Source organism: Caproiciproducens galactitolivorans (assembly GCF_004768785.1).
Classification (GTDB): domain Bacteria; phylum Bacillota; class Clostridia; order Oscillospirales; family Acutalibacteraceae; genus Caproiciproducens; species Caproiciproducens galactitolivorans.
This window is the reverse complement of record NZ_SRMQ01000003.1, coordinates 239,718-264,427: the sequence shown is the minus strand read 5'-3', so window position 1 is coordinate 264,427 and position 24,710 is coordinate 239,718. Positions and strand designations below refer to the sequence as shown.

The window sequence follows — 24,710 nt, the reverse complement described above, 5'->3', positions numbered from 1 at the left end:
AGTTTCGTCCTCCTTTATGGTCTTTTTATTCTTCACGCGGATCAATGTACTTTGCCGCGTTGTCGAAGCGGCCGTACTGACCGATGTTTTTCTTGTATGCCTCGTCGGGGCTCATGCCGTGACGAATATCTTCCATCATCTTACCAAGTTTGACAAACTGATAGCCGATAACTTCGTTATTTTCATCCAGAGCGATTTTTAAAACGTAGCCCTCCGCCATTTCCATATAGCGGACGCCCTTCTTGCCGGTGCTGTACATGGTGCCGACCTGGGAACGAAGGCCCTTGCCCAGATCTTCAAGACCTGCACCGATCGGAAGCCCGTCCTCAGAGAAAGCAGTCTGGCTGCGTCCGTAAACGATCTGCTTGAAAACTTCACGCATGGCAACGTTGATCGCGTCGCAGACAAGGTCGGTATTCAGGCACTCAAGTAGTGTTTTGCCCGGCAGGATTTCGGCGGCCATAGCGGCGGAGTGGGTCATGCCGGAGCAGCCGATCGTCTCAACCAGAGCCTCCTGTACAATACCTTCTTTTACATTTAATGTAAGCTTGCAGGCGCCCTGCTGCGGAGCGCACCAGCCAACGCCGTGGCTCAGACCGGATATGTCTTTAATTTCATAGGCTTTTACCCATTTCCCTTCTTCCGGGATCGGTGCCGGACCGTGTTTCGGGCCTTTAGTAACAGTACACATTCTTTCCACTTCTGGGGAATAATTCATATCGGTACTCCTTTCGGTTTCAGTATCCTTTGGTTAAACCAACGTATCAAGGTTTATTATAGAATATTTTCCCGCTATTAGCAATAGGAAACCCTTTAATAATTAAAAATTTAACATGCACCAAAATGTCCCGCCGGATTTAACCGGAACGCGTTCTGCGGCGTTCATTGTTCACGAAATATTCTTTCTTTTTATACTTCTCTATGCTATAATGCTTTTGTCTATGGTTTTAAATCAGAAACATTATTCTTATAAATATTGAGGTGGATTCCATGAATAATATTCTCACCGCGTTCTTTGGCAATTACAGCAAGCGCGAGATCAAGCGCATTCAACCTCTGTGCGACGCTGTACTCAAGCTGGAGGATAAGTATAAAGCAATGTCCAATGAAGAACTGAAGGCGCAGACGCCCGCCCTAAAGGAGCGGCTTGCCAACGGCGAAACCCTCGACGACATCCTGCCCGACGCGTTCGCGGTTTGCCGCGAGGCTTCCGACCGCGTCCTTGGCATGCGCCATTTCCCAGTACAGATCATCGGCGGCATCGTGCTTCATCAGGGCCGCATCAGCGAAATGAAAACCGGTGAAGGCAAAACGCTGGTCGCGACTTTGCCCGCGTACCTGAACGCGCTTTCCGGAAAGGGCGTCCACATTGTAACCGTCAACGATTACCTTGCCCGCCGCGACTCCGAATGGATGGGCAAGATTTACCGCTTCCTTGGGCTGACCGTCGGCCTGATCGTCCACGATCTAGACAACGAGGAGCGCAAGATCGCATACAACGCCGATATTACGTACGGCACGAACAATGAATTCGGATTTGACTATCTGCGCGATAACATGGTCATTTATAAGGAAAACAAGGTACAGCGCGGCCACAACTACGCCATCGTCGACGAAGTGGACTCCATCCTCATTGACGAAGCCCGTACCCCGCTGATCATTTCTGGACAGGGCGATAAGTCCACGGAACTGTACAATGTCGCCGACCGCTTCGCCCAGACCCTGCGCATGGTCAAGGTTGCGGAGCTGAACGACAAGGAGGACAATGACGAGCTCTATAAAGACGCGGATTACATCGTCGATGAAAAGGCGAAGACCGCTACCCTCACCCAATCCGGCGTAAAGAAAGCCGAAGCGTATTTCAAGATTGCAAACCTGACCGACGCCGAAAACATCACCCTCCAGCATCACATCAACCAAGCCATCAAGGCGCGCGGCGTGATGCGGAAGGATATTGACTACGTGGTCAAGGACGGCGAAGTCATTATCGTTGACGAATTCACCGGTCGCCTTATGTACGGCCGCCGCTATAACGAGGGCCTGCATCAGGCAATTGAGGCAAAGGAAGGCGTTAAGGTCGCGCACGAAAGCAAAACCCTCGCCACCATTACTTTCCAGAACTTCTTCCGCCTTTACAACAAGCTTTCCGGTATGACCGGTACCGCGATGACGGAAGAGGACGAATTCCGTGAAATCTACAAGCTCGACGTTATTGAAATTCCAACCAATAAGCCGATGATCCGGAAGGATCTCCCCGACGTGGTTTATAAAACGGAAAAGGCAAAGTTCAACGCCGTAATTGAAGATATTATCGAGCACAATAAAAAGGGACAGCCTGTTCTGGTCGGCACTATCTCCATTGAAAAATCTGAAGAGTTAAGCGCCCTTCTGCGCCGCCGCGGCATCAAGCACGAGGTGCTGAATGCGAAGTACCACGACAAGGAAGCGGAAATCGTCGCGCAGGCCGGCCGCAAAAACGCGGTAACCATCGCGACCAACATGGCCGGGCGTGGGACCGATATTGTGCTCGGCGGCAACAGCGAATATATGGCGAAAGCCGAAATGCGGCGGATGCAGTTCTCCGAAGATCTGATCAGCGAAGCCTCCGCATACTCGGAAACAAACGATGAAGAAATTCTGAACGCCCGCAAAATCTTTGCGGAACTTAATGAAAAATACAAGGAACAAACAAAGGCGGAAGCCGAAGAGGTCAAAGCCGCGGGCGGCCTTTACATTATCGGTACGGAGCGCCACGAATCCCGCCGTATCGACAATCAGCTGCGCGGCCGTTCCGGTCGTCAGGGCGACCCCGGTATGAGCCGCTTCTACATCTCACTTGAAGACGATTTAATGCGCCTGTTCGGCGGCGAACGCATCAATAACCTGATGGAACGCCTGAAAGTGGACGAGGACACGCCCATTGAAAACAAGATGCTCAGCAATACCATTGAAAGCGCACAGCGCAAGATTGAAGGGCGCAACTTTGCTATCCGCAAAAACGTTCTCCAGTTCGACGACGTTATGAACCGCCAGCGTGAAATCATTTACAGCCAGCGCGACCAGGTTCTGAACGGTGAGAATCTTAAGGATCAGATCATGAAGATGATCGAGCAGGCAATTGAGACACAGGTGCACCAGTACCTGCCGGAATCCGTACCCCGTGAGGAATGGAACCTGCAGGGACTGCGCGACCATTACATGGGCTGGTTGCTCACCCCGGAGGATCTGGCTTATACAAAAAGCGAAATTGAAGATCTGGAACCGGATTATGTAAAGGAACAAATCTTTAATAAGGCGAAAGAACTTTATGAAAAGCGGGAGGCCACGTTCGGCGAGGAAATCACCCGTGAGCTGGAGCGTGTTGTCCTTCTGAAAAACGTCGACTCCGAGTGGATGGACCACATCGACGCAATGGAAGAGCTACAAAAGGGTATCCGCCTGCGCGCCTACGGCCAGCATGACCCGGTTGTCGAGTACCGTCTGGAAGGCTTCGATATGTTCGACCAGATGATCGCCACCATCCGCGAAAACACCGCACGCATGATGCTTACCGTACAGCTCCGTACGCAGGAAGAACCCAAGCGCGAACAGGTCGCCACGCCGACCTCCACCAGCGCTTCGGACGGCTCCGAAGTGAACCGCACCATCCGCAAGGGCAAAAAGCCCGGCCGCAACGACCCCTGCCCCTGCGGCAGCGGCAAGAAATACAAGAAATGCTGCGGCAAGGACGAATAAAGGGATAAAATAACAGCGGATCGCCCGTTTTGGGTGATCCGCTGTTTTGCTTATTTTCCCGTACTCCGCGCGGCGGTCAGGGTTTTCACCAGATCGCAGACATAGTTGCTTCCGCGGCTGATTAAAATTCCGGTCAGGATGCTGCCGATATACGGGATGCCTGTTTTCATACCCAGCATGGCCAGCATATCGACCCCATACGCCACAGCCACAAACACGCCGAGCAGAATCGAAATCAGCATTTCCCATTTGAAATTCCCATTTACAAAAAACTCCTTTACATAGGTAATAACACCTTCCACAACAACTGCCAATAAAAACAAACCGAAGTATTCCATTTTTCAGCCTCCTAAAAGCATGTGCATGGCGGCGGCCACCAGCGCCCCTACCACGCCCGCAAGCGTGAAATTCACCACGGAATTCCAGCGGTCCCCCGAAACGGTTTCCAGCTTCCCGATTCTTTTGTCATGATTTAAAATTTTTTCATCATGATTTTTCAGGATTTCCCCCATTTTAATATTGAGTTCCTCCAGCTTCTGGCTCCGTCTTTCACCTTCTTCCTGCTTTGTTTCCAGCTTTTCAATATCTTTTCGCCCGCGGCGGCAGCGCTCGTCAATCATTTTCTGCCGCTGTAAACAGATTTGTTCATTCAGCATTTCCATGGCCTACCCCTTTGAAAAGCCGTTCAACCCAACTTTTCGCATCAGCTGCGGGTAATTCCGGTAGGCGATATCCATGTCTACCCATGTTTTCACTCCGTCCACCTTTCCGGCGTTGGTGTACTGCCACATTCCCGCCGTACCGGCAGCCGGTTCCCTTCCGTAACGCGCAATCCACAGGTCATACCGTGAAAGGTACTTCATGTCAAGCCGGTTCTTCATCCAATCCGGATTGGTATAAAGGCATACATAATAGCCCGCCTGCTCCATTTTCCTGCAAAACGCGTCCGCAATACCGGTCAGCGCCGTACGCCCCAGCCCCGCTTGCGTCGGATCCTCCAAATCGAACGCAGCGGGGTATTCCAGCCGGCAGCCCTTGATGATATTCAGGAAAAAATCCGCCTCCTTCTGCGCGTCGCTGATGGTTTTTGCATAGCTGTAATGATACGCCCCACAGGGCAGCCCCGCCGCCACGGCATTTTTGTAATTCCTGTAAAACATCCTGTCGGTCTGCTTCGGCCACTTCTCCCAACCGTACCCAGCGCGCAGCATGACAAACCCGATTCCGGAAGCCTTTACTTTCCGAAAATCAATGACCCCCTGATGATGGGAAACGTCAATTCCTTTCGTCCTTTGCATTTTTCTCCCCCGATGTTAATTCATTTTATGCGAGGAAACTTCCTCTCAATACACCGGTGTTCCATCCCGTAAATTTCCCTCGAAAGAGAAAATAACAAAAAAGAAAGCCCGCAAATGCGGGCTTTCCCTTTTTCGGATTATTCTCCAAACATATCTTTAATCTTATCAAAAAAGCTCTTGCGCTTTTGGTAATTCTTATCCTCAGCCACATTGTCAAAATCCTGTAACAGGGATTTCTGCCTTGGAGAAAGGTTCTTTGGAACTTCAATCGTCATACGGACATACTGGTCGCCGCGCCCGTGGCCGCCGATGCGCGGGATTCCTTTGCCTTTCAGCTTAAATACATCGCCCGGCTGGGTTCCTTCCCGTACCTGATAACTAACGCGTCCGTCGATGGTTGGTACGACGACCTCCGCGCCGAGCGCGGCCTGTGTAAAGGTAATCGGAACCTCGCACCAAACGTCGTTGCCCCGGCGCTCAAAAATCGGGTGGGGGCGGACATTCACATATACATGCAGGTCGCCGGCAGGGCCGCCGTTGCTTCCTGCGTTTCCCTGTCCGCCCACATTCAGAATCTGTTCGTTGTCAATTCCCGCCGGAATATTGATTTCAATGGTTTTGGATTTGCGCACTCTGCCTTTGCCGCCGCAGGCCGAGCAGGGGGTATCGATAACCCGGCCCGTACCACCGCACCGGTCGCAGCTCCGGCTGGTCTGCACCACACCGAACGGCGTGCGTTGGCTGATCCGCACCTGCCCGGTTCCGTTACAATTCGGGCAGGTTCTAGCGGAAGTACCCTTTTCCGCTCCGCTACCGCCGCAAATGTCGCAGGTGTCAATCTTCTGGAAAGTAATCGTTTTCTTACAGCCCTTCGCCGCTTCTTCAAAGCTTATGTTCACGGTGGTTTCGGTGTCGCTGCCGCGGCGCGGCGCGTTGGGGTTTACGGTACGCCTGCCGAATCCGCCGAATCCGCCGCCGAAAAAGCTGTCGAATATGTCGCCCAGGTCAATATCGCCGGTGAACGGGCTTCCTCCGCCCGTGCCGCCGCCAAAATTGGGGTCCACACCCGCGTGACCGAATTGGTCGTACCGGGCTCTTTTATCCTTATCGGAAAGCACTTCATATGCTTCATTTAATTCCTTAAATTTTGCTTCCGCCGCTTTATCCCCCGGGTTCAGGTCGGGGTGATATTTTTTCGCCAGTTTGCGGTACGCTTTCTTAATTTCCGCATCCGTGGCATTTTTGGGTACACCCATCACCTCATAATAATCCCTTTTATCAGCCAATCCTAATCACTCCTAAAAAAATGAAAAATGACAAATGAAGGATGACTCTGCGGCGAAAACTGCCTTTCAATCCATGATTGCCAGCTCCCCTTTCGGGAAGCTGGCTGCCACAGATTCATCAATCAAGAATCATTCTTCATTGCTAAAAAGACGATTACTTTTTATTGTCGTCATTTACATCCTTGTATTCTGCGTCGTAAACATTGTTTCCGGCTGCATCCTGTGTCGGCTGACCCTGAACCGGCTGCTGCGGCGCGGCCGTTTTGTACAGCTTTTCGCTCACCGCATACATGGCCTTTTGAAGCTCTTCGCTCTTCGACTTAATCTCCGACATATTGTTCGAGCTGATGGATTCCCTCAGGGAAGCGACCTTTGCGTTCAGGTCGGTCTTGTCGGCTTCGTCAATCTTGTCGCCGCTGTCCTTTATAAGCTTCTCAACCGAGTAGCAGAGGTTTTCCGCTTCGTTCTTCTGCTCAACCTCTTCACGGCGCTTCTTATCCTCCGCCGCATATTTTTCCGCTTCCTTAACAGCTTTATCGATATCCTCTTTGCTCATATTAGTGCTGGAAGTAATGGTAATTTTCTGCTCCTTGCCCGTACCTAAATCCTTGGCGGATACGTTTACGATACCATTCGCGTCGATATCGAAAGTAACTTCGATCTGCGGCACTCCGCGCGGCGCCGGGGCTATGCCGTCCAGCTTGAACAGACCGAGCTGCTTGTTGTCGCGGGCAAATTCACGTTCACCCTGCAAAACGTTGACTTCAACCTGTGTCTGTCCGTCCGCCGCGGTGGAGAAGATCTGGCTCTTCTTAGTGGGGATGGTGGTGTTGCGCTCAATAATCTTTGTCATAACGCCGCCCATGGTTTCAACGCCCAGCGAAAGCGGGGTAACGTCGAGAAGCAAGAGGCCTTCGACTTCGCCACCGAGCACGCCAGCCTGAATCGCTGCACCGATGGCTACGCACTCATCCGGGTTAATGCCCTTGAACGGCTCTTTGCCGGTAAAGTTTTTAACAGCTTCCTGAACCGCCGGGATTCTGGACGAACCGCCGACAAGCAGAACCTTGTTGATTTGTTCGATCTTCAAGCCGGAGTCGGAAAGCGCTTGGCGAACCGGGCCCATGGTCTTTTCCACAAGGTCGGCGGTCAGCTCGTTAAACTTCGCTCTGGTAAGGGTAAGGTCAAGGTGCTTCGGGCCGCTTGCGTCCGCTGTAATAAACGGCAGGTTGATCGCGCTGGTGGTCATGCTGGAAAGCTCGATCTTCGCCTTTTCGGCGGCCTCCTTCAACCTCTGCATCGCCATTTTATCGCCGCTGAGGTCGATCCCTGTTTCCGCCTTAAAGGAGGAAATCATCCAATCCATAATGCGCTTGTCGAAGTCATCGCCGCCCAGCCGGTTGTTGCCGGCTGTTGCCAAAACTTCTTGTACGCCGTCGCCCATTTCGATAATGGAAACATCGAACGTACCGCCGCCAAGGTCGTAAACCATGATCTTCTGGTCTTCTTCCTTGTCAACACCATAGGAAAGCGCAGCAGCCGTAGGCTCATTAATGATACGCTTTACATCAAGGCCCGCAATCTTGCCCGCGTCCTTGGTTGCCTGGCGCTGCGCGTCGGTAAAGTAAGCCGGAACAGTAATTACCGCCGAGGTGACCTTTTCGCCTAGGTAGGCTTCCGCGTCACTCTTCAGCTTTTGCAGGATCATCGCGGAGATTTCCTGCGGGGTAAAACTCTTTCCGTCAATATTCACCTTGTAGTTTGAACCCATTTCTCTTTTAATAGAAGAAATCGTGCGGTCCGGGTTGGTAATTGCCTGACGCTTTGCCACCTGACCGACCATGCGCTCGCCTGTTTTTGAAAATGCGACGACGGACGGGGTAGTTCTTGCTCCTTCCGCGTTTGCAATAACGACCGGCTCACCGCCTTCAATAACCGCAACACAGGAATTTGTAGTGCCTAAGTCAATGCCGATTGTTTTTGACATAATCATACCTCCAATGTTTCAATTCAGTTCAGTTCAATAAAAAATTCATGGAAACTTCTATATAAAAAGGTTAGTTTGCAACCTGAACCATCGCGTGGCGAATTACCTTATCGCCGATTTTATAGCCTTTCAGGAACACCTGGGTAATTGTGTTTTCCCCGGCGTTTTCATCCTCAATATGCGAAACCGCGTTGTGCAAATCGGGGTCGAATGTTTCCCCAGCCTTGCCCATCGGCTCTACACCCAGCTTGGAAAGCGCTTTTATCAACTGTGTCTGGACCATTTCAACGCCCTTGCGCAAATCCTCAACGCTGCACTCCTTTTGTTCCAGCGCCCGCTCAAGGTTGTCGGCAACCCCAAGGAATTCCGTAACCGCCGCTGCTGTCGCGTCGGTGTAAACCGCCGCTTTCTCGCGCTCCGTGCGTTTGCGGTAATTGTCGTATTCCGCGGCTGTACGCAGCAGGATTTCTTTCTGCTTTTTCAATTCTTCCTGCGCTTTTTCAAGCTGTTCCTTTGTTTCGTCCGCCGGTGCCTTTTCTTCCGGCTTACTGCCTTGCTTTTCAGACGTTTTTTCTTTCGAAGCCTTTTTTTCTGAAGCCTCTTGCGGCTGTCCGCCCTGCGTTTCAACCGTCTTTTCCTGCGAAGTATCTTTTCCTTCCTGTACCTCTGCTTCATGATTCTGCGGCTGCGCCGCTTCTTCTCGCTTATCCTTTTGGTCTATACGCTCTTTATCCAAAACCGTAGCCCCTTTCTATTCCATATCCAACAACTCCGTCAGCATTCTTCCGACAGAGCCGGAGAGATACTCTATATTGGACATGATTTTTCCGTAGTTCATGCGCGTCGGCCCGATAATTGCAATCGCGCCCGCTTCCCGGCCTGCCACGTTATACCGTGAAACGATTACGCTGGATTCGCTCAGCTCCGGGCGGTGCGTTTCTTTGCCGATTAAAACCTTTAACCCGTTTGTCTGTTGCAATAAAAGGCGGGAAAGCTCCTGCGGCCGGGAGAGAAAATCCATAATGCGCCGGATTTCCGACTGCCCAAGGTCGTTGTGGTACAGCAGATTCATTTCCCCGTCAAGGCAAACCTCGGTCTGCATTAAATCCTGCGCCACGTCCAGCACCGCCATCAGCGCGTCGCTCATCAGCATAGTCATTTCGCCGAGGGACGCCGCAAGCGACTGGATATACGCGGGCGTGACCGTTGCCACCGGAAGGCCGGCAAGCTTTTCGTTCAGCACCCGGAAGAACACGCGCAGGATATCGGGTGTAAGGTCAAAATCGCAGTGGAAAACACGGCTTTTCATGGTGCCCGTCGAAGTCATGATGATTGCCATCGCGGTGCGCCGGCTGGTCTGCACGAACTGAATCGCGCGAATATCGGCGCCGCTGCCGCCCGGCTTTGTGGAAACCGCCGCGTATTTGGTCATCCCCGCCAGCGCGCGGGCCACGCCGTCGAGCAGCTTTTCCGGGTCGTATGCGCTGGGGAGCAGCAGACTGTCAATGTAGCGCTGTTCCTCTTTTGTAACCGGACGCTTTTTCATCAACGTGTCAATGTAAACGCGGTAGCCTTTCTGGCAAGGCACCCTTCCGGCCGATGTGTGCGGCTGCTCCAGCAGCCCCATTTCGGCAAGCTCACTCATTTCGTTGCGAACCGTTGCGGAGGAAACGGTGAAATCAAGGTTGTCGCAAAGCGCCTTGGATCCAACCGGTTCCCCGGTTTCAATGTATAGTTCCACTACGGCCGCTAATATTTTTCTTTTTCGTTCGCTTAACTCCAACCTTTGCACCTCTATCCTGATTTTAGCACTCTTATGTCTTGAGTGCTAAATCTATTTTATAATTTACCATTACTTTACCCCATTGTCAATATAGTATTTGTAAACTAATTGTGAAATCACCAAATATTTTAAAAAACCACGTTTCCATAGCAAGGGATATTTTGGCAAAACGCAAGATGGCTTCCTGAATAAAAAAAGGTCGGGCTTACTCCCGGCGAATGGAAACGCCGGGATGCCGACAGATTAAATCTTCTCTCCGGGGGAAAGAAGGGGGAACGCTTATGATCAGGCGATGGGTAACGAAGCACCCAAAAAACCGTCTCGTTAAAGTGGTGAACGCCCCGCCGCCCGAAAAAGGCACAAAAAAAACGCTGTACACGGATTTTTATCCATATACAACATTACCCGCACAATGCGAATTTCGAAAATATCCCTGTACAAAAGTCGAAACAGGCGGTATAATAGAAAACGCAATGTGCTGATTTTATCAGTTGCGTATGGAGAGTTCCGTTCTCCGTATGCAGGGGGCAGGTGTTAGCGCGCCTGTTCCTGCATTGCACTTTTTATTCTTTATGCCTTTTAAGCAAATTATAGCCCTTTTATTCGAATAATTCAACAGATATTATGAAATTTTATGTCAGAATCGAATACATTATAGAACAAGCTACCGAAACCCGGGTTTGGATTTCGGTAGCTTGCTAAAAAAATCTCGTTAAAGAAATGGGTAACTTCCGTATTTGGCGCGAAGTACGAAAAATTGAACAATCCATAGGAAAATCAGAGTACCAAGCATGCAATATAAGTCTGTTCGGACATTTCGATTGTTCCAAGCAAATCTATTTTGCTCCCGGCACTCCTGTATGATATCCGCCACAAAATAGTTCTCTACCAACGGAACGGCTGCAAATGTCATCAAAAAGGGAATCCATGTATAAGGGAAAAAAAGAGATAATCCCACTCCGTACACGATTGCTCCTGCCACTGAAATGATGCCCTGTACTAGTTTCAAGTAGCCTTTCATATCTACACTTCTTCCCAATAGTGTTTCGTACTAAAAAACAACAAAGAATAAAATATAAGCATTAAAAGCAGAAACAAACATTTTTTTAGAAGATTATCACTTTTAAGAAAATTTTTTCTTCTCCTTGCACTCTTTAATAATCGATATAATAGTCGCATTGTGGAAAATTATAACTGTGATTAAAGGTAAAATATAAATTAACTGTGAATGTGACCTAATAAAAGGCATAAAAAGTACGAGAAAAAGACTTCCAGCAATATAAATGGTATTTTCTAACGCTCTAGAATTTTGCAAAGTGGATCCCCTTTCAAAGTAAACCTCTACATTTATTGTTTAGCAATCATTAAAACACTACCTTCAAAGATCTCTGTGGTTTTTCCGACATGTGATTTTTTGCCGTTATGACAATAATATGCGTCAACGGTAACTTCATTTTGATAGTATGCAAATTCTCCCCCTACGTAAACTTCTCTATAACGTTTATAGACGGTACCATAAGTGTAATCAGCCGTTGATAAATTAACATTAGCTAACGAACCGGATACGGCGGCGGCAAGAGCTCTCGCTTTAGGTTCATCCACAAACGTAACTATAGCGTCAGCAATTGCCCTTACCAATGTTATTGTAATATTATATTCATCTCTTGTACTATAGGTGTCGCTATGCCCTCCGAACCATGGTCCATATTTTTTACCACTAGCTTTTACTTCGGATTTGCTGGTAAGCGGGTTAACATTATTTTTTTGAGCTGCGAAAGCTTCAATATTACAAGAAAGGATTATTGCAATAACTAATGCAAATGACATTAACTTAATCAGGATAGACTGTCTCTTTATAATTCTCCTTTATATTTAACAGTTATATATCAAACCAATTTAAATCTGCAATGGAATCTCTTTCTTTTTTATTTCTTTATAGTAATTCTAGCCGGTAAATATTTACATGTCAAACAATATCATCAAAAAATTAATTCAATTTTCAAATTTCTGCATGATAAATGATCAAACTGTTTCCCAGCGACTTAACCATGGGTGGGAACTGGAGAACCATTATATTTGGGAAATTAAAGTTGTTGCCCTGGCAAAACACTCTCTGCTTGATTGGGATGCTTCAACACTTTGCCGTCTAGCCTAAGTTAAAATGTAGAAAAGCTGTCCAGCGAGTTTTCACCGGGCAGCTTATTTCGCAAACAAAATTTCCGAAGTCAGCATATTGGAAACCAAAAATCCCTTTGGGGTAAAGTGAAAGCCGTTTTCGTTGCAGACGGTCAGCCCGCCCTTTTCATACAGCTTTGCGGCGCGGACGATACGTTCCGGTATGCCGAACCCGAAACGCGCGCGGCACCCTTCGTGGGTCAGCCCTTCGGTAAGACGCAGGGCAAGCATGGCGTATTCTTCAAAGCCGCCGCCCTCACCGTCCTGCACCGGTGGTTCGCCCGAAAGAAAGCCCTTTAGACTTCGGTTATAATAGAACCGTTTCCCATTCAAAAAGGAATGGGCCGCCGGGCCGATCCCAAGGTATTCGCGGCAGCGCCAGTATTTCAGGTTATGCCTGCTTTCAAAACCCGGCTTCGCAAAGTTGGAGATTTCATACTGATGGAACCCATGCTTTTCCAGTTCGGCACAGGCAAGAAGATAGAAATCCGCCGCCTCCCCCTCGTCTGGCAGGGCAAGCTCGCCCTTTTTACGGCCGTAGGCCGTATACGGTTCAACTTTCAACAGATACGCCGAAACATGTTGAATTCCCGCATCCACACAAAACGCGATGGAGCGTTTCAGGCTTTCCGGAGTCTGCTTCTGGATAGCAAGCATCAGGTCGAGGGAGATATTTTCAAAGCCTGCTTTCTGCGCGTCGCACACAGCCTTTATCGCTTCCATCGCGGTGTGCCGTCGTCCCAGAAGCCGCAGCTCGCCCTCATCCGCGGACTGCAGGCCGATGGAAATCCGGTTTGCACCCGCCGCGCGCAATTCCTCAAAAAAACCGCTTAAATCCTTCGCGGGGTTTGCCTCCGCCGTAATTTCCGCGTTTTGCAGGCCAAAGCATTCCCGCGCTTTTCCGATTAAATAGGCAAGCCGTTTCCCGCCGAGCAGGCTGGGGGTTCCCCCGCCGAAATACAGCGTGTCCACCCGATGGCTTTCCTTCCGCGCAAAGGCTCCCATCTCCTCCGCCACGCGCTCGGCGTAGCGGTCCATAGTTTCCTCATCGGCAGGCAGGGAATAAAAATCACAGTACGGGCATTTCCCGTCGCAGAACGGTACATGAATATAAAGGCCGATCGGCTCCGCGTTATTCATCCAGCTTCAACACGCTCATAAACGCCTCCTGCGGCACTTCTACGGTGCCGAGCTGGCGCATGCGCTTCTTGCCTTCCTTCTGCTTTTCCAGCAGCTTCTTTTTCCGCGTGATATCGCCGCCGTAGCACTTCGCCAAAACATCCTTGCGCATCGCCCGGACGGTTTCGCGCGCAATAATCCGACCACCCACACAAGCTTGAATCGGAATTTCGAAGAGCTGGCGTGGAATTTTTTCCGCAAGCTTCTCCGCCATTTTCCGCGCCCGCGGGTAGGCCTTGTCCGAATGGATAATGAAGGACAGCGCGTCCACCACTTCGCCGTTGAGCATAATGTCCAGCTTCACAAGGCTGCTCTTTTTATAGCCGCTCAGCTCGTAGTCAAACGAGGCGTAGCCACGCGTGCGGGATTTGAGCGCGTCGAAGAAATCGTAAATGATTTCATTCAGCGGCAGCTCATAGTGGATATCCACGCGGTCGGTGTCGATATAGTTCATATTTTTAAAGGTACCGCGCCGCTCCTGGCAAAGCTCCATAATATTGCCCACGTATTCGCTCGGCGTGTAAATATGCGCGTCGGCAATCGGCTCCTCTGCCATCGAAATCAGCGAAGGGTCGGGGTAATTGGTCGGGTTGTCAATAAAAACAACCTCTCCGTTTGTTTTCGTAATGCGGTACACAACGCTCGGCGCGGTAGTAACCAGGTCGAGGTTGTATTCCCGCTCCAGCCGCTCCTGGATGATTTCCATATGCAGAAGGCCCAGAAAGCCGCAGCGGAAACCAAAGCCGAGCGCCACGGAGGTTTCCGGCTCAAACGAAAGCGCAGCGTCGTTCAGCTGAAGCTTTTCTAACGCGTCGCGCAGGTCAGAATAATGCGCGCCGTCCGCGGGATAGATGCCGCAGAAAACCATCGGTTGCACCGCGCGGTAGCCGGGCAGCGCCTGCTTCGCTGGGTTGTCCGCAAGCGTAACGGTGTCGCCCACGCGCGCATCCTTTACGGCCTTAATGGAAGCGGCAATATAGCCGACCTCGCCCGCGCTTAACCCGTCGCTCGGTTCAAAGCCGGTAGCGCGCCCGTAACCGCATTCCACAACGGTGAACCGCGCGCCCGTCGACATCATAAGGATGGTGTCGCCCGGATGCACCTGCCCGTCCATCAGGCGGACATGGATAATAACACCCTTATACGCGTCGTAATAGGAATCGAAGATCAGCGCCTTGAGCGGCGCGTTCTCGTCGCCCTGCGGCGGCGGCACGTTTTTCACAATCTGTTCCATTACCTGATCGATGTTGGTGCCCAGCTTCGCGGAAATGCAGGGCGCTTCGTCGGCAGGAATACCGATCACGTCTTCGATTTCCGTGCGCACCCGATCCGGCTGGGCGCTCGGCAGGTCGATTTTGTTGATAACCGGCACGATTTCCAGCCCCGCATCCACCGCCAGATAGGTGTTGGCAAGGGTCTGGGCCTCAATGCCCTGCGACGCATCCACAACCAGCACCGCACCCTCGCACGCAGCGAGCGAGCGGGAAACCTCGTAGTTGAAGTCAACGTGGCCGGGGGTGTCGATCAGGTTGAATACGTAATCCTGCCCGTCCGCCGCGCTGTAAACCAACGTGACCGCGTGCGCCTTAATCGTAATGCCCCTTTCGCGCTCCAGATCCATGCTGTCGAGCAGCTGATTTTCCATGTCGCGCAGCGCGACCGATTTCGTCTGCTCCAAAATGCGGTCGGCAAGCGTGCTTTTGCCGTGGTCAATATGCGCGATAATGCTGAAATTCCGAATTCTCTCGCGTGGTACCGACAAATTTATCACCTAATTCAATGGATTTTTTCTATGGATAATAAGTTATTATAGCATAGAAAACAAAAAATGAAAATCGCATTTCCCACCGGAACAAAACAAAAAAAGGATGTGCGAAAGCACATCCCTCTGCGTTTTCAATATTTCAAATCCCGATAATACTTATCGTTCAGCAAGCGCTTCTTGCGCGGTTTGGAGGGCCGGCGGTAGCGTTTGCGGCCCGGGCCTCCGCGTGGCGGACGGCGGTTGCTTAACACAACGATCAGAACAACGGCGATACCCAGCGCAATACACGCCCAGGAAAGAATCCCGAGCCAGTTCATCTTCCTGTTTGCGGCAACGTCAACGGCTGGGGAACTCAGCGGATCATTTTCTACAATGCTGTCCACGCTTGGCAGGACAATTTCGCTCGACGCTTCACTGCTTTCAAGCTCGCTGGAAATATCGCTTGAAGACATACCGGAAGGGAGGGAAGAAGGGGCGGACGAAACATATTTCTTCTTCCTCTGGGTTTTCGGTTTTGACGACGCGGACGGCAGGCTAGAGGATTTATTGCCGGAGGGGCTTTGCGAAACCAAATTGCTTGCAACCTGCTGCTGTTGCTGCTGAATCGCCTTTTCTACCTGTTCGGGCGTAATTTCGGTTGCCATTGCGGTAATAGGATAACATGAAAACATAAATGTCACAAGCAATAGCATCAGCCACGACTTTTTATGTTTTTTCATGATCCGATTCCTCCGCAGCATGTTCTTGAAATGAGAATTTGAAATTATTATACCATACTTTTGCTACATTGCAAGTCTCCTGCCACGTTTTACCAGTAATTTGGTAAAGGAGGGTTTTGTCGTCGCCAAAGCCGATACGGCGCGAATTGTAGTCCACAACGGCAAGGCCGATTAACAGTATCAGCACGTAGAGGGTGCTGAAAAACGATCCCCAAAAAATTCTTCTGTTTCTTCTTTCCATTTATTTTACACATCCTAAGAAATCTGCTTATCTATGTCAGCTTATTCAAAACGGCGGCAAGTGCCTTTCCGAACAGTTCCCCGGAATACGTCGCCTCGTCAAGCGTATTGACTTCTGTTCCGAATTCCACCAGCAGGGAACCCTTCGTTAAATTCTGGTTGTACTTCCGGTTGCAGAAGTTCAGCGGGCGCCCAAGGCCGGGGTACTGGTCGGCCATGGATTGCTGAATCCGCACCGCAAGTCGCAGATTGTATTCCCAGTTCGGGTGGTTCAACGTGCCGTCGTCGTCGCATCCGGCAATAATCATCACCTGCGCGGCCTTTTTCCCGTTCACAACTGCCGTCGGCTTAATCCGCGTACCCCCGGAAGTCCCCATCGCGTCGCGGTGAATGTCCAGCGCCACCTGGATCGAGGGGTATTTTTTCAGGTTGTTCAGCACCGTCACCTTGGAGCGTTCGTAGGAACCGTTGTAACTCGGATAATCATGCAGAGTGGCGTCGTGAATGGTGTTGATGCCCGCTGCCCGGAGTTGCGCCGCGATGCGTTCGCCGACCGCGACAACGTTTTTGGAGGCGTCCCGGCTGCGCGTATCGCCTGCGAAAGCTTCGGTGGTATGCGTATGGTAAATTAAAACCTGTGGCCCGGCATTCTTTGCGATTTTTACCGCCGGCTGCTTTTTCAGCTCGCCCGGAATGTCGATTCCATGGTTTTTGTTGGAATTTTTCACCCAGATATTTTTATATTGTACGCCGGCGTTCACAATGCTCATTTCCTTCACATCCGCCTTCTGCGTTGTGGAAACCGTCCCCTGCTGCGCGTTCGCCGCGGAACTGTTTTGGCTTTTCTGCGAAGAGTTTTCCGGCACGGACGAAACCGGCCGGCTGTCCGCGCCGGACGGCGGTTCGATATGGGACGCTCCGTCATCCTCCTCGTCCTCTTCCAGAATATCGGTCCTCAGCGCTTCGGCCGCGCCGCCCGGCATTATAAACCCTGCAGCGGTAAACGCCGCGTCCCACGGGGGCAGCACCGACAGGCGCCCCAGAACGCACACAACCGCCGCGAACGTCAGTGCAGCGGAGCATAACCCCGCCGCCTTTTGTCCCCATTTTTTCATATCCTGCCCCCATTAAAATATATTCATTCTTATGCGGGCTGGACAAATTTCATGATGACTCAGGTTAAATCTTCAAAATCGGCAATCGTCATGGAAGGGTTCAAAGCCACGTTAATGCCCATTCCCAGCACCCTTGCGCCCCTTGAAATAATCAGGTCGATTTCCCGCGGCGTAACCATCATCTGCGCGCCGCGCGGCGCAATTTTCTCCTCTTTCCCGTCCATATCGCCATCCAGCAGGTCATACGCCAGCGTGGCCGCGTCGACCACAGTCGGTATCCCCATGCTGATGACCGGCACGCCCAGCGTGCTTTGGTCGATGCGTGGGCGGGAATTCCCCACCCCCGCGCCCGGGGAAATCCCCGCCGAGCAAAGCTGAATGGTGCAGCCCAGCCGCGAAGGGCTGCGCGCCGCCAGCGCGTCAATCGCAATGACAAAATCCGGTTTCAGTTCCTTTACCAGCGCCTTTAAAAGCTCAAAGGCCTCAATGCCCGTGGAACCTAAAACGCCGGGGCTTACCACCGAAACGGGGCGCAGATCCCCCAGCCCCGTTACCCTTGCCAGCTCGCCGCGGATGTGCCGCGTGGCCATGACGCGCTCCGCGACAAGCGGGCCCAGCGCGTCCGGTGTAATGTCGCGGTTGCCCAGCCCCGCCACCAGCGCGCTCCCCTTTTCGGGAACCAGCTTTGAAAGCTCCTGCGCAGTCAGCGTTAAAAGGCTGTTGTCGCTGTCGATCCGGTCGGAAATCGATTTTACCTCCAGCGTAACATAGGTATTCTCCCCTTCTTCAATGTTTGTGATTTTGCAACCTTTTTCCTCCCTGACGATATGCCTTTCGGGATCGGTATTTTCCAGCGCCAGATCCGTGCGGAAGATCATAAGAATCAACCCCTTGTTTTATTTTTTTAAATACTTGCATTTCTTGCTTTTTGATGGTATTATTATTTGTATGTGACAACACCAAAGGAGGTGGAACGATGCCGAACATTAAATCTGCGAAAAAACGTGTGAAGGTTATTGCTACGAAAACGAATATCAACAAGTCCCGTCTTTCCCGACTGAAAACAGATATAAAGAAAGCGAACCTTGCAATCGAGTCCGGCGAGGCCAGCGCGGATGCCGTGAAGGTTGCCATTAAGAGGCTGGATCAGGCCGTCGCAAAAGGAATCCTGCACAAGAATACGGCCGCCAGAAAGAAATCCAGTCTTGTGCGCAAGCTGAACGCGGCAAATGCATAACCCTGAATAACACGGTTTAAATGCAAAAGCAGAGCCCTGTGCCCTGCTTTTTTACTTATCCGAAAGCAAACAGTTTTTTCCGCTGGATTGACTTTTTGCTAAGAAATGGGTATGATAGAAATAAGATGAATACGGAGGTGCTCGTTTTGAAAAAATGTAATACGATTACGATATTAATTACGGTCGTTTCGTCTGTAATCGCGGTTTGTGCCGCTGTTGTTGCGGTTGTCCTCTTTTTCGAAAAGAAAAAGAAGGATGAAGAAGAGCTTGAGCACTACCTGGATTGTTCCATTCAATAGGAACTTCCTCCGGCGCATAACAGGATACGGGCAGGATTGGAACCCTGCCCGTTTTTCATGTGCTGGTTTTCAAAATATTTTTCATATATTTCTTCAGATAGATACGGTAATACAGTTTCCAAAGCTCCCATAGCAGAATCCCCAGTATTTGCCCGTTTATGATCCGGAAAATGCGGTAAACAATCTTCAGCCAGTAAAAAACCTTGCTTTCGCTTACCCTAGTTCTTATCTCCCGGCTTTGAAAACAAGGCAGCGACATAGCCGAAGAATACGGCCGCCGCAATTCCCGCGGCACTAGCCGCAACGCCGCCCGAGAATACGCCGATCAGGCCCTTTTCCCTGATCGCCTCCAGCGTTCCTTTCGCCATGGTGTAGCCGAATCCCGTCAGCGGAACGGTGGCACCCGCGCCGGCAAACTGCACAAGAGGCTCATACAGCCCCAATCCCGTCAGCACAACACCCAGCGTAACAAAAGTAACGAGGATTCTGGCAGGGGTCAGTTTTGTAAAGTCGATTAAAAGCTGGCCCACCGCGCAAAGTGCGCCTCCGACTAAAAACGCCCATAGATACTCCACGATTTTCACCTCGTTTCTAGTTTCGCCGGATTTGGAAACAATATACATATTAAGAAACAAAATTGTGAATGAAAGCAAGATGTTTTTCCTTGAAGGAGGGCCATCCCAATGATCTTATCTGGGAAACAGATTCGCGAAAAATTAGGGAAGGAAATCATTATCGAACCCTTTTGCGAAAGCCAGTTAAACCCGAACAGCTACAACCTGAAACTACATAATGAGCTACTTGTGTACGACGAACCTGTTCTGGATATGAAAAAAGAAAACAAATTCCGAAAAATTCTCATCCCAGAGGAAGGCCTTGTGCTGGAACCCAATAAGCTTTATCTTGGCCGAACGCAGGAATATACCAAAACCGACAAATTCGTCCCCATGATCGAGGGCCGGTCGTCGGTCGGAAGACTGGGCTTGTTTATCCACGTAACCGCGGGCTTCGGCGACGTTGGCTTCAGCGGTTACTGGACATTGGAGATCCACTGTATCCAGCCCGTCCGCGTCTATGCGGGGGTTGAAATCTGCCAGATTTACTACCATTTGATCCAAGGCGATTATGAGCGGTATTCGAGCGGAAAATATCAGAACAACACGGGCATTCAGCCCAGCTTGCTGTTTAAGGATTTTCAGAAATAAGCAGATATTTGAAAGAATCGGAAAGCAAAATGGACAACGATATAAAGACGATAGAAGAAGCTTTGTTCAATTCCATTCCCGCGCTGCAAACGGTATTGCTGGGCGGATGGGTCATCCGGCTGAACCGGAATTACACCTACCGGGCGAACTGCGTCTGCCCGCTGTACGATACGGGCGGTAATGTCACCGAAAAAGTAAAAAAATGCGAAGAACTGTTCCGCCGCAACAAACTCCCTTCGGTTTTTAAAGTGACCCCTGCCCTGCAAAGCGGCCTTTCAGATGTTCTATTATCGTTGAATTATCAAAAGAAGAAAATCATCAAAAAGGAACCTCACCGAAAAATTCGGCGCGGTTCCTTTTTTTAGGGTTTATATCGGTGCTCAGCGGTTTTAATGCACAATCGGCATGTCGCCCGGTTCGTGCGAAGCGTTGTTAAAGTAAATATCATACCATACGAGAAAGACAAAAACCGTCCAGATTTTGCGGTTGTTGTCCCGCTTCCCGGCATAATGCTCGTCCAACAGCTTCACCAGCACGTCGGTATTAAAGAACTGCCGGGCAATCTTTCCGGTAAACGCTTCCTTGACGATTTTGTAATATTTTTCTTCCCTAAGCCAGACTCGAATCGGCACCGGGAAGCCGAGCTTCTTCTTCTGCGCCGTTGTGTCCGGAAGATGGCGCATCGCGGCCTGGCGCATCGCGTATTTTGTATTTTTCTTATTTACCCGCAGCTTCCTCGGCAGGCGTGAAGCCACCTTGAACACTTCCTTGTCAAGGAACGGCACGCGGAGCTCCAGCGAATTGGCCATGCTCATACGGTCGGCTTTCAACAGGATATCGCCAACCAGCCAAACGTTAATATCGAGGTACTGCATTTTCGTAACGTCGTCTTTGCCGCGGACGCGGTCGTAATACTTTTTGGTAATCTCCTGCGGGTGGGTTGCCGGGACATCCTTTTTCAGCAGCCTGCGTTTTTCCTCCATCGTAAACATACTGCAATTCCCGATAAAGCTTTCCTCTATCGGCAGCGCGCCGCGGATGAGGAAATTCTTGCCCTTAAAGGAGAACGGAAACGCTTTTGCAACCGAAGCCAGCGCACGGCGCAGGCCGAGCGGCAGCTTTTTGTAGGCCGCAAAGTCGTCCGGCTCATGATAAATATTGTATCCGCCGAACAGCTCGTCCGCTCCCTCGCCGGAAAGCACCACCTTCACGTATTCGCTCGCCATTTTGGAAACGAAGTACAGCGCAATGCAGGAAGCGTCGGCAAGGGGCTGGTCCATATGGTACTGCACCTTGCGGATATTGCCCCAGTATTCCTCCGGGGAAATCACCTTGTAATGATGATCCACCCCGACTTTTTCGGAAAGGCCCTTCGCCCAGTCAATTTCATTGTACTGTTCGCCGTAGTCAAAGCCGACCGTAAAGGTTTTCTGCCCCGCGAAATACGTGGAAACATAACTGGAATCCACCCCACTAGAAAGGAAGCAGCCGACTTCCACATCGCTTATTTTATGGGCGTTTACGGAATTCTCAAAGACCTTTTCAATTTCGTTAACCGCCTGTTCCTCCGTCATTCTTTCGTCCGCGTTGAACTTCGGCTCCCAGTAGCGGCACGTTTCCACCTTGCCGTCCTTGTACCAAAGGTAATGGGCAGGCATCAGGCAGTAAACCCCTTCGAAAAAGGTTTCGGGCGGCACGGAATATTCAAAGGAAATGTAATTGTCAAGCGCGCGCTTATTGAATTTCTTCTGAAAGCCCGGGAAATTGAGGATGCTCTTGATTTCGGAGCCGTAAACGAAATGATCGCCGACCATGGTGTAATGCATCGGCTTGATTCCGAAATAATCGCGCGCCAGAAACAGGCTTTTCTCAATGGTATCAAAAATAGCGAACGCAAACATGCCGCGCAGCTTTGTCAAAAGGTCTTCGTGCCACTCCTCGAAGCCGTGAATCAGCACTTCGGAATCCGTATTTGTATAAAACCGGTGTCCCTTTGCAATAAGCTCGTTGCGAAGGTCGCGGTAATTGTAAATTTCTCCGTTAAACGTAAGAACCAACGTCTTGTTTTCATTGTAAATCGGCTGATCTCCAGAGGAAGCCACGTCGATAATACTTAACCGCCGGAAGCCCATGGAAATATCGCGGTTTGTAAAAAAGCCGCTGGAATCCGGGCCCCTGTGGGTTATTTTATCCGTCATGGTTTTAATAATATCGTCGCGGTTGATAATATTTCCGGTAAATCCGCACAATCCGCACATATTGAATTATTCCTCCTCGCCGCGGTACACCCGCAAAATCTTTTCGGCGACGGCAGAATTCACCACCATAAATTCATCCTGCTCACAAACGCCGACGCTCTGTATAATCTCCAAGGATTTCCGGTAAACATCCAGGCGCGTGCCCTGCTGCACCGGTTCTTCCGCTCCCTGTAAACGGAAAGAAAAACCGATCCGGTTTTCCGCCTCGTCCGCATAACAGAAATACCCTTCGGTTACTATATTGCCGTGCTTTTTTGCGGCCACATCGGTAAGCGCTAGTTTTACCAGCTCAACCGCAAAATCATTCATCCCGGCTTCAAAAATTAAAATTTTTTCCTTCAGCTCCGCAGGGGACACAACAACCCGTTTTGTTACGCCGGAAAGCTGCGGAAACGCCTCGCTCACTTTTACCGGCTCAAGGCAGCGGCAGCCGCCGTTCGGCACAACATACACCATAAAGTTTCTGATCTTATCGTGGTAAAGGCAAGGATAAACAAGTTGCGCCTCGTAGCCGCATTCGGGACATTTCCAATCGAAAAGCGTTTCGTCCAGCACGCGCAGCCGGAGTTCCGGGTCCTCCTCCGCTTCCATCTCCGGATTTATCTGTGTATTTACTACTGCGCCGCAGTGCGGACAGCTCACATCCCGGTTGTCTTGGATCGCCATTTTTTTACATCCTCCTTAGCCTTTGCGTATTTGCACATTATATCACAATCTGATAAAAAAAGGAACAGGATTAAATAATACTGTTATTTTACGGGAATTTGCGATATAATAACTGCAAAGAGAAAATGCCCTAAATTAAGCCGTATTTTCGGCAGGAGGTAAGCTTATGAGTATTTTTAACAACGTATCAGAAAAACTTGCGAAAGCTGTCGACTATGTCGTTGAAAAAAACCGTAAAGCCGCGTTGATAAACCGGATTCGAATTGTCATTAAGAATGAAAGGGAAAATGAAGCGCGCGCATATATCGCGCTCGGTAAATATTATTTCCACAATTTGCGCGATGAGAACAACGAGGAAACGGAGCACCTGTGCCGCGCCGTGGAAGAGTCCGAGCGCCGCATGAAGAAAGCGTTTGAAAAGCTGGATGAAATCACTTCCTCTGGGGAAGAAGCCGAAGACGAATGTACGGACTGCGGCGACGACTGCTGCTGCCCCTGCGGCGTAGACGACGGAGAAGACGATATCCCAGTGCAGGAAAAAGACGAAGAAGAAGAGTTCACAAACTACCCCATGCATTTCCCCATCGTTGACAAAGCAAACGAACGAGGCTATGCAAGCGACGAGGCGGCGGAGGAAGCGGCGGAGGACTGCCCAGAAAATCCTTCGTTCCCGGATGAACCATGAAAAAAAGAGTAATGCTTGGCATGAGCGGCGGCGTGGACAGTTCCGTAGCCGCCCTTCTGCTTTTAAAGGCCGGATACGACGTAACCGGCGTCACCTTGCGCCTGCGTCCGGACAAATACATGCAGCAAAGCGCTGCGGGCGGCTGCTGTTCGCTCGACGATATCGACGACGCGCGCAGGGTCGCCTACAAGCTGGGGATTGACCATCTGGTTCTGAATTTTACCGAACTCTTCGAAAAAAATGTCATTGATTATTTCGCCGCTCAGTACGAGGCCGGGCTAACGCCCAATCCCTGCATCGCCTGTAACCGCCATATTAAATTTGACGCCATGCTCCGCCGCGCGCGAGAGCTGGATTTTGATTATATCGCCACCGGGCATTACGCCGTAATCGAGCAAAATGCCGCAGGGCGCTGGATTTTACGCAAGGCTCCCGCCAGCAAGGATCAAAGCTATGTCCTGTATTCCTTTACGCAGGACCAGCTCAGCCACACGCTGATGCCTCTGGGCCGCTACACCAAGCCGCAGGCGCGCGCACTAGCGGAGGAGGCCAGGCTGCCCGTTGCCCACAAGCCGGACAGCCAGGAAATCTGCTTTGTGGAAAACAACGATTACGCTGGATTTATTGAGCGCTATACGGGAAAAACCGCGCCGCAGGGCAACTTTGTCGACGCGGACGGTAATATCCTGGGCCGCCACCGTGGTATCACGCATTACACGATCGGCCAGCGCAAAGGGCTGGGCGTTTCCTTCGGAAAGCCGATGTACGTTACGAAAATCGACACGGTACATAACGAAGTGACGCTCGGCGAGGAAGGAAGCCAATACCGGTCTTCGCTTGTCGCCGCAGATTTGAATTTTATCCCGTTCGACACGCTGGAAACCGAGATGGACGTTACCGCGAAGGTACGGTATCAGGCCGCGCCCGCGAAGGCCCGCCTTATCCCGCTGGAGGGCGGCCGGATCCGCGTGGATTTCAAAGAAGCGCAGCGCGCGGTCACACCGGGACAGGCCGTTGTGTTTTACGACGGGGATCTTGTCGTCGGCGGCGGCACGATTCAAGCGGACGAATAGCGCCC

Annotated in this window: 25 protein-coding genes; 7 read left to right on the top strand and 18 right to left on the bottom strand. The window is 50.8% G+C overall.

Features of this window, described 5'->3' with window-relative positions:
- Nucleotides 1–25: 25 nt before the first annotated feature.
- Nucleotides 26–718, bottom strand: coding sequence for an iron-sulfur cluster assembly scaffold protein (locus CAGA_RS05660; RefSeq protein WP_135658724.1), 693 nt, complete (start codon nt 716–718; stop codon nt 26–28).
- A 272-nt stretch (nt 719–990) separates the two neighbouring features.
- Between CAGA_RS05660 and secA the strand changes: the two genes are divergently transcribed.
- Complete coding sequence (gene secA, locus CAGA_RS05655) at nt 991–3,735, top strand: preprotein translocase subunit SecA (RefSeq protein ID WP_135658721.1); 2,745 nt, start codon at nt 991–993, stop codon at nt 3,733–3,735.
- A 50-nt stretch (nt 3,736–3,785) separates the two neighbouring features.
- On the opposite strand, the gene CAGA_RS05650 is transcribed toward secA, so the two are convergent.
- From CAGA_RS05650 to gpr, 14 genes are all read right to left on the bottom strand, one after another.
- Nucleotides 3,786–4,073, bottom strand: a complete 288-nt coding sequence (locus CAGA_RS05650; RefSeq protein ID WP_135658718.1) for a hypothetical protein — start codon at nt 4,071–4,073, stop codon at nt 3,786–3,788.
- Between the two features lie 3 nt (nt 4,074–4,076).
- Nucleotides 4,077–4,397 (bottom strand): hypothetical protein, encoded by a 321-nt coding sequence (locus CAGA_RS05645; RefSeq protein WP_135658717.1) that lies wholly within the window; start codon nt 4,395–4,397, stop codon nt 4,077–4,079.
- 3 nt (nt 4,398–4,400) lie between these two features.
- Nucleotides 4,401–5,033 carry a glycoside hydrolase family 25 protein gene (locus tag CAGA_RS05640; protein WP_135658714.1) on the bottom strand — a complete coding sequence of 211 codons (633 nt, stop codon included), beginning with the start codon at nt 5,031–5,033 and terminating at the stop codon, nt 4,401–4,403.
- A 137-nt stretch (nt 5,034–5,170) separates the two neighbouring features.
- Complete coding sequence (gene dnaJ, locus CAGA_RS05635; protein WP_135658711.1) at nt 5,171–6,319, bottom strand: molecular chaperone DnaJ; 1,149 nt, start codon at nt 6,317–6,319, stop codon at nt 5,171–5,173.
- A gap of 154 nt (nt 6,320–6,473) precedes the next feature.
- Nucleotides 6,474–8,306: a molecular chaperone DnaK gene (gene dnaK / locus CAGA_RS05630; protein ID WP_135658709.1), complete on the bottom strand. Its 1,833-nt coding sequence runs from the start codon at nt 8,304–8,306 to the stop codon at nt 6,474–6,476.
- 70 nt (nt 8,307–8,376) lie between these two features.
- Complete coding sequence (grpE, locus tag CAGA_RS05625; RefSeq protein WP_243112954.1) at nt 8,377–9,042, bottom strand: nucleotide exchange factor GrpE; 666 nt, start codon at nt 9,040–9,042, stop codon at nt 8,377–8,379.
- Between the two features lie 15 nt (nt 9,043–9,057).
- Nucleotides 9,058–10,098 carry a heat-inducible transcriptional repressor HrcA gene (gene hrcA, locus CAGA_RS05620; protein WP_243112953.1) on the bottom strand — a complete coding sequence of 347 codons (1,041 nt, stop codon included), beginning with the start codon at nt 10,096–10,098 and terminating at the stop codon, nt 9,058–9,060.
- 1,338 nt (nt 10,099–11,436) lie between these two features.
- Entirely contained in the window at nt 11,437–11,916 is a 480-nt protein-coding gene (locus CAGA_RS05615; RefSeq protein WP_135658704.1) for a hypothetical protein, read from the bottom strand.
- Between the two features lie 372 nt (nt 11,917–12,288).
- Nucleotides 12,289–13,404 (bottom strand): radical SAM family heme chaperone HemW, encoded by a 1,116-nt coding sequence (gene hemW, locus CAGA_RS05610; RefSeq protein ID WP_135658701.1) that lies wholly within the window; start codon nt 13,402–13,404, stop codon nt 12,289–12,291.
- Nucleotides 13,397–15,205, bottom strand: a complete 1,809-nt coding sequence (gene lepA / locus CAGA_RS05605) for a translation elongation factor 4 (protein ID WP_135658698.1) — start codon at nt 15,203–15,205, stop codon at nt 13,397–13,399. Before lepA ends, hemW begins: the two co-directional genes overlap by 8 nt.
- A gap of 134 nt (nt 15,206–15,339) precedes the next feature.
- Nucleotides 15,340–15,927 carry a hypothetical protein gene (locus CAGA_RS05600; RefSeq protein WP_135658695.1) on the bottom strand — a complete coding sequence of 196 codons (588 nt, stop codon included), beginning with the start codon at nt 15,925–15,927 and terminating at the stop codon, nt 15,340–15,342.
- On the bottom strand, nt 15,914–16,168 hold the full coding sequence (locus CAGA_RS05595; RefSeq protein ID WP_135658692.1) for a hypothetical protein: 255 nt from the start codon (nt 16,166–16,168) through the stop codon (nt 15,914–15,916). Before CAGA_RS05595 ends, CAGA_RS05600 begins: the two co-directional genes overlap by 14 nt.
- A 31-nt stretch (nt 16,169–16,199) precedes the next feature.
- Nucleotides 16,200–17,282 carry a stage II sporulation protein P gene (gene spoIIP, locus CAGA_RS05590; RefSeq protein ID WP_135658690.1) on the bottom strand — a complete coding sequence of 361 codons (1,083 nt, stop codon included), beginning with the start codon at nt 17,280–17,282 and terminating at the stop codon, nt 16,200–16,202.
- Nucleotides 17,283–17,341: 59 nt separating this feature from the next.
- On the bottom strand, nt 17,342–18,160 hold the full coding sequence (gpr, locus tag CAGA_RS05585) for a GPR endopeptidase (RefSeq protein ID WP_135658687.1): 819 nt from the start codon (nt 18,158–18,160) through the stop codon (nt 17,342–17,344).
- A gap of 98 nt (nt 18,161–18,258) precedes the next feature.
- Between gpr and rpsT the strand changes: the two genes are divergently transcribed.
- Nucleotides 18,259–18,519: a 30S ribosomal protein S20 gene (gene rpsT, locus CAGA_RS05580; RefSeq protein WP_135658685.1), complete on the top strand. Its 261-nt coding sequence runs from the start codon at nt 18,259–18,261 to the stop codon at nt 18,517–18,519.
- 146 nt (nt 18,520–18,665) lie between these two features.
- Nucleotides 18,666–18,818: a hypothetical protein gene (locus CAGA_RS12635; RefSeq protein WP_167875167.1), complete on the top strand. Its 153-nt coding sequence runs from the start codon at nt 18,666–18,668 to the stop codon at nt 18,816–18,818.
- Between the two features lie 218 nt (nt 18,819–19,036).
- Here the strand turns inward: CAGA_RS12635 and spoVAE are convergent, their stop codons facing one another.
- Nucleotides 19,037–19,393, bottom strand: coding sequence for a stage V sporulation protein AE (gene spoVAE, locus CAGA_RS05575; protein ID WP_135658682.1), 357 nt, complete (start codon nt 19,391–19,393; stop codon nt 19,037–19,039).
- Between the two features lie 108 nt (nt 19,394–19,501).
- On the opposite strand from spoVAE, the gene dcd reads away from it, so the two are divergent.
- A complete protein-coding gene (gene dcd, locus CAGA_RS05570; RefSeq protein ID WP_135658678.1) occupies nt 19,502–20,023 on the top strand; it encodes a dCTP deaminase in 522 nt (173 codons plus the stop codon).
- 29 nt (nt 20,024–20,052) lie between these two features.
- Entirely contained in the window at nt 20,053–20,388 is a 336-nt protein-coding gene (locus CAGA_RS05565; protein ID WP_135658673.1) for a hypothetical protein, read from the top strand.
- A gap of 24 nt (nt 20,389–20,412) precedes the next feature.
- Here CAGA_RS05565 and asnB read toward each other — a convergent pair whose 3' ends face one another.
- Both asnB and CAGA_RS05555 read right to left on the bottom strand, forming a co-directional pair.
- Complete coding sequence (asnB, locus tag CAGA_RS05560; RefSeq protein ID WP_135658671.1) at nt 20,413–22,281, bottom strand: asparagine synthase (glutamine-hydrolyzing); 1,869 nt, start codon at nt 22,279–22,281, stop codon at nt 20,413–20,415.
- Nucleotides 22,282–22,287: 6 nt separating this feature from the next.
- Nucleotides 22,288–22,947: a CpXC domain-containing protein gene (locus tag CAGA_RS05555; protein WP_135658668.1), complete on the bottom strand. Its 660-nt coding sequence runs from the start codon at nt 22,945–22,947 to the stop codon at nt 22,288–22,290.
- A 166-nt stretch (nt 22,948–23,113) separates the two neighbouring features.
- Here CAGA_RS05555 and CAGA_RS05550 point away from each other — a divergent pair, with 166 nt between their 5' ends.
- Both CAGA_RS05550 and mnmA read left to right on the top strand, forming a co-directional pair.
- On the top strand, nt 23,114–23,632 hold the full coding sequence (locus tag CAGA_RS05550) for a hypothetical protein (protein WP_135658665.1): 519 nt from the start codon (nt 23,114–23,116) through the stop codon (nt 23,630–23,632).
- The gene (mnmA, locus tag CAGA_RS05545) at nt 23,629–24,705 is read left to right on the top strand and encodes a tRNA 2-thiouridine(34) synthase MnmA (protein ID WP_135658662.1); all 1,077 of its coding nucleotides are present in this window, start codon (nt 23,629–23,631) and stop codon (nt 24,703–24,705) included. The genes CAGA_RS05550 and mnmA overlap by 4 nt, the downstream gene beginning before the upstream one ends.
- Nucleotides 24,706–24,710: the final 5 nt, after the last annotated feature.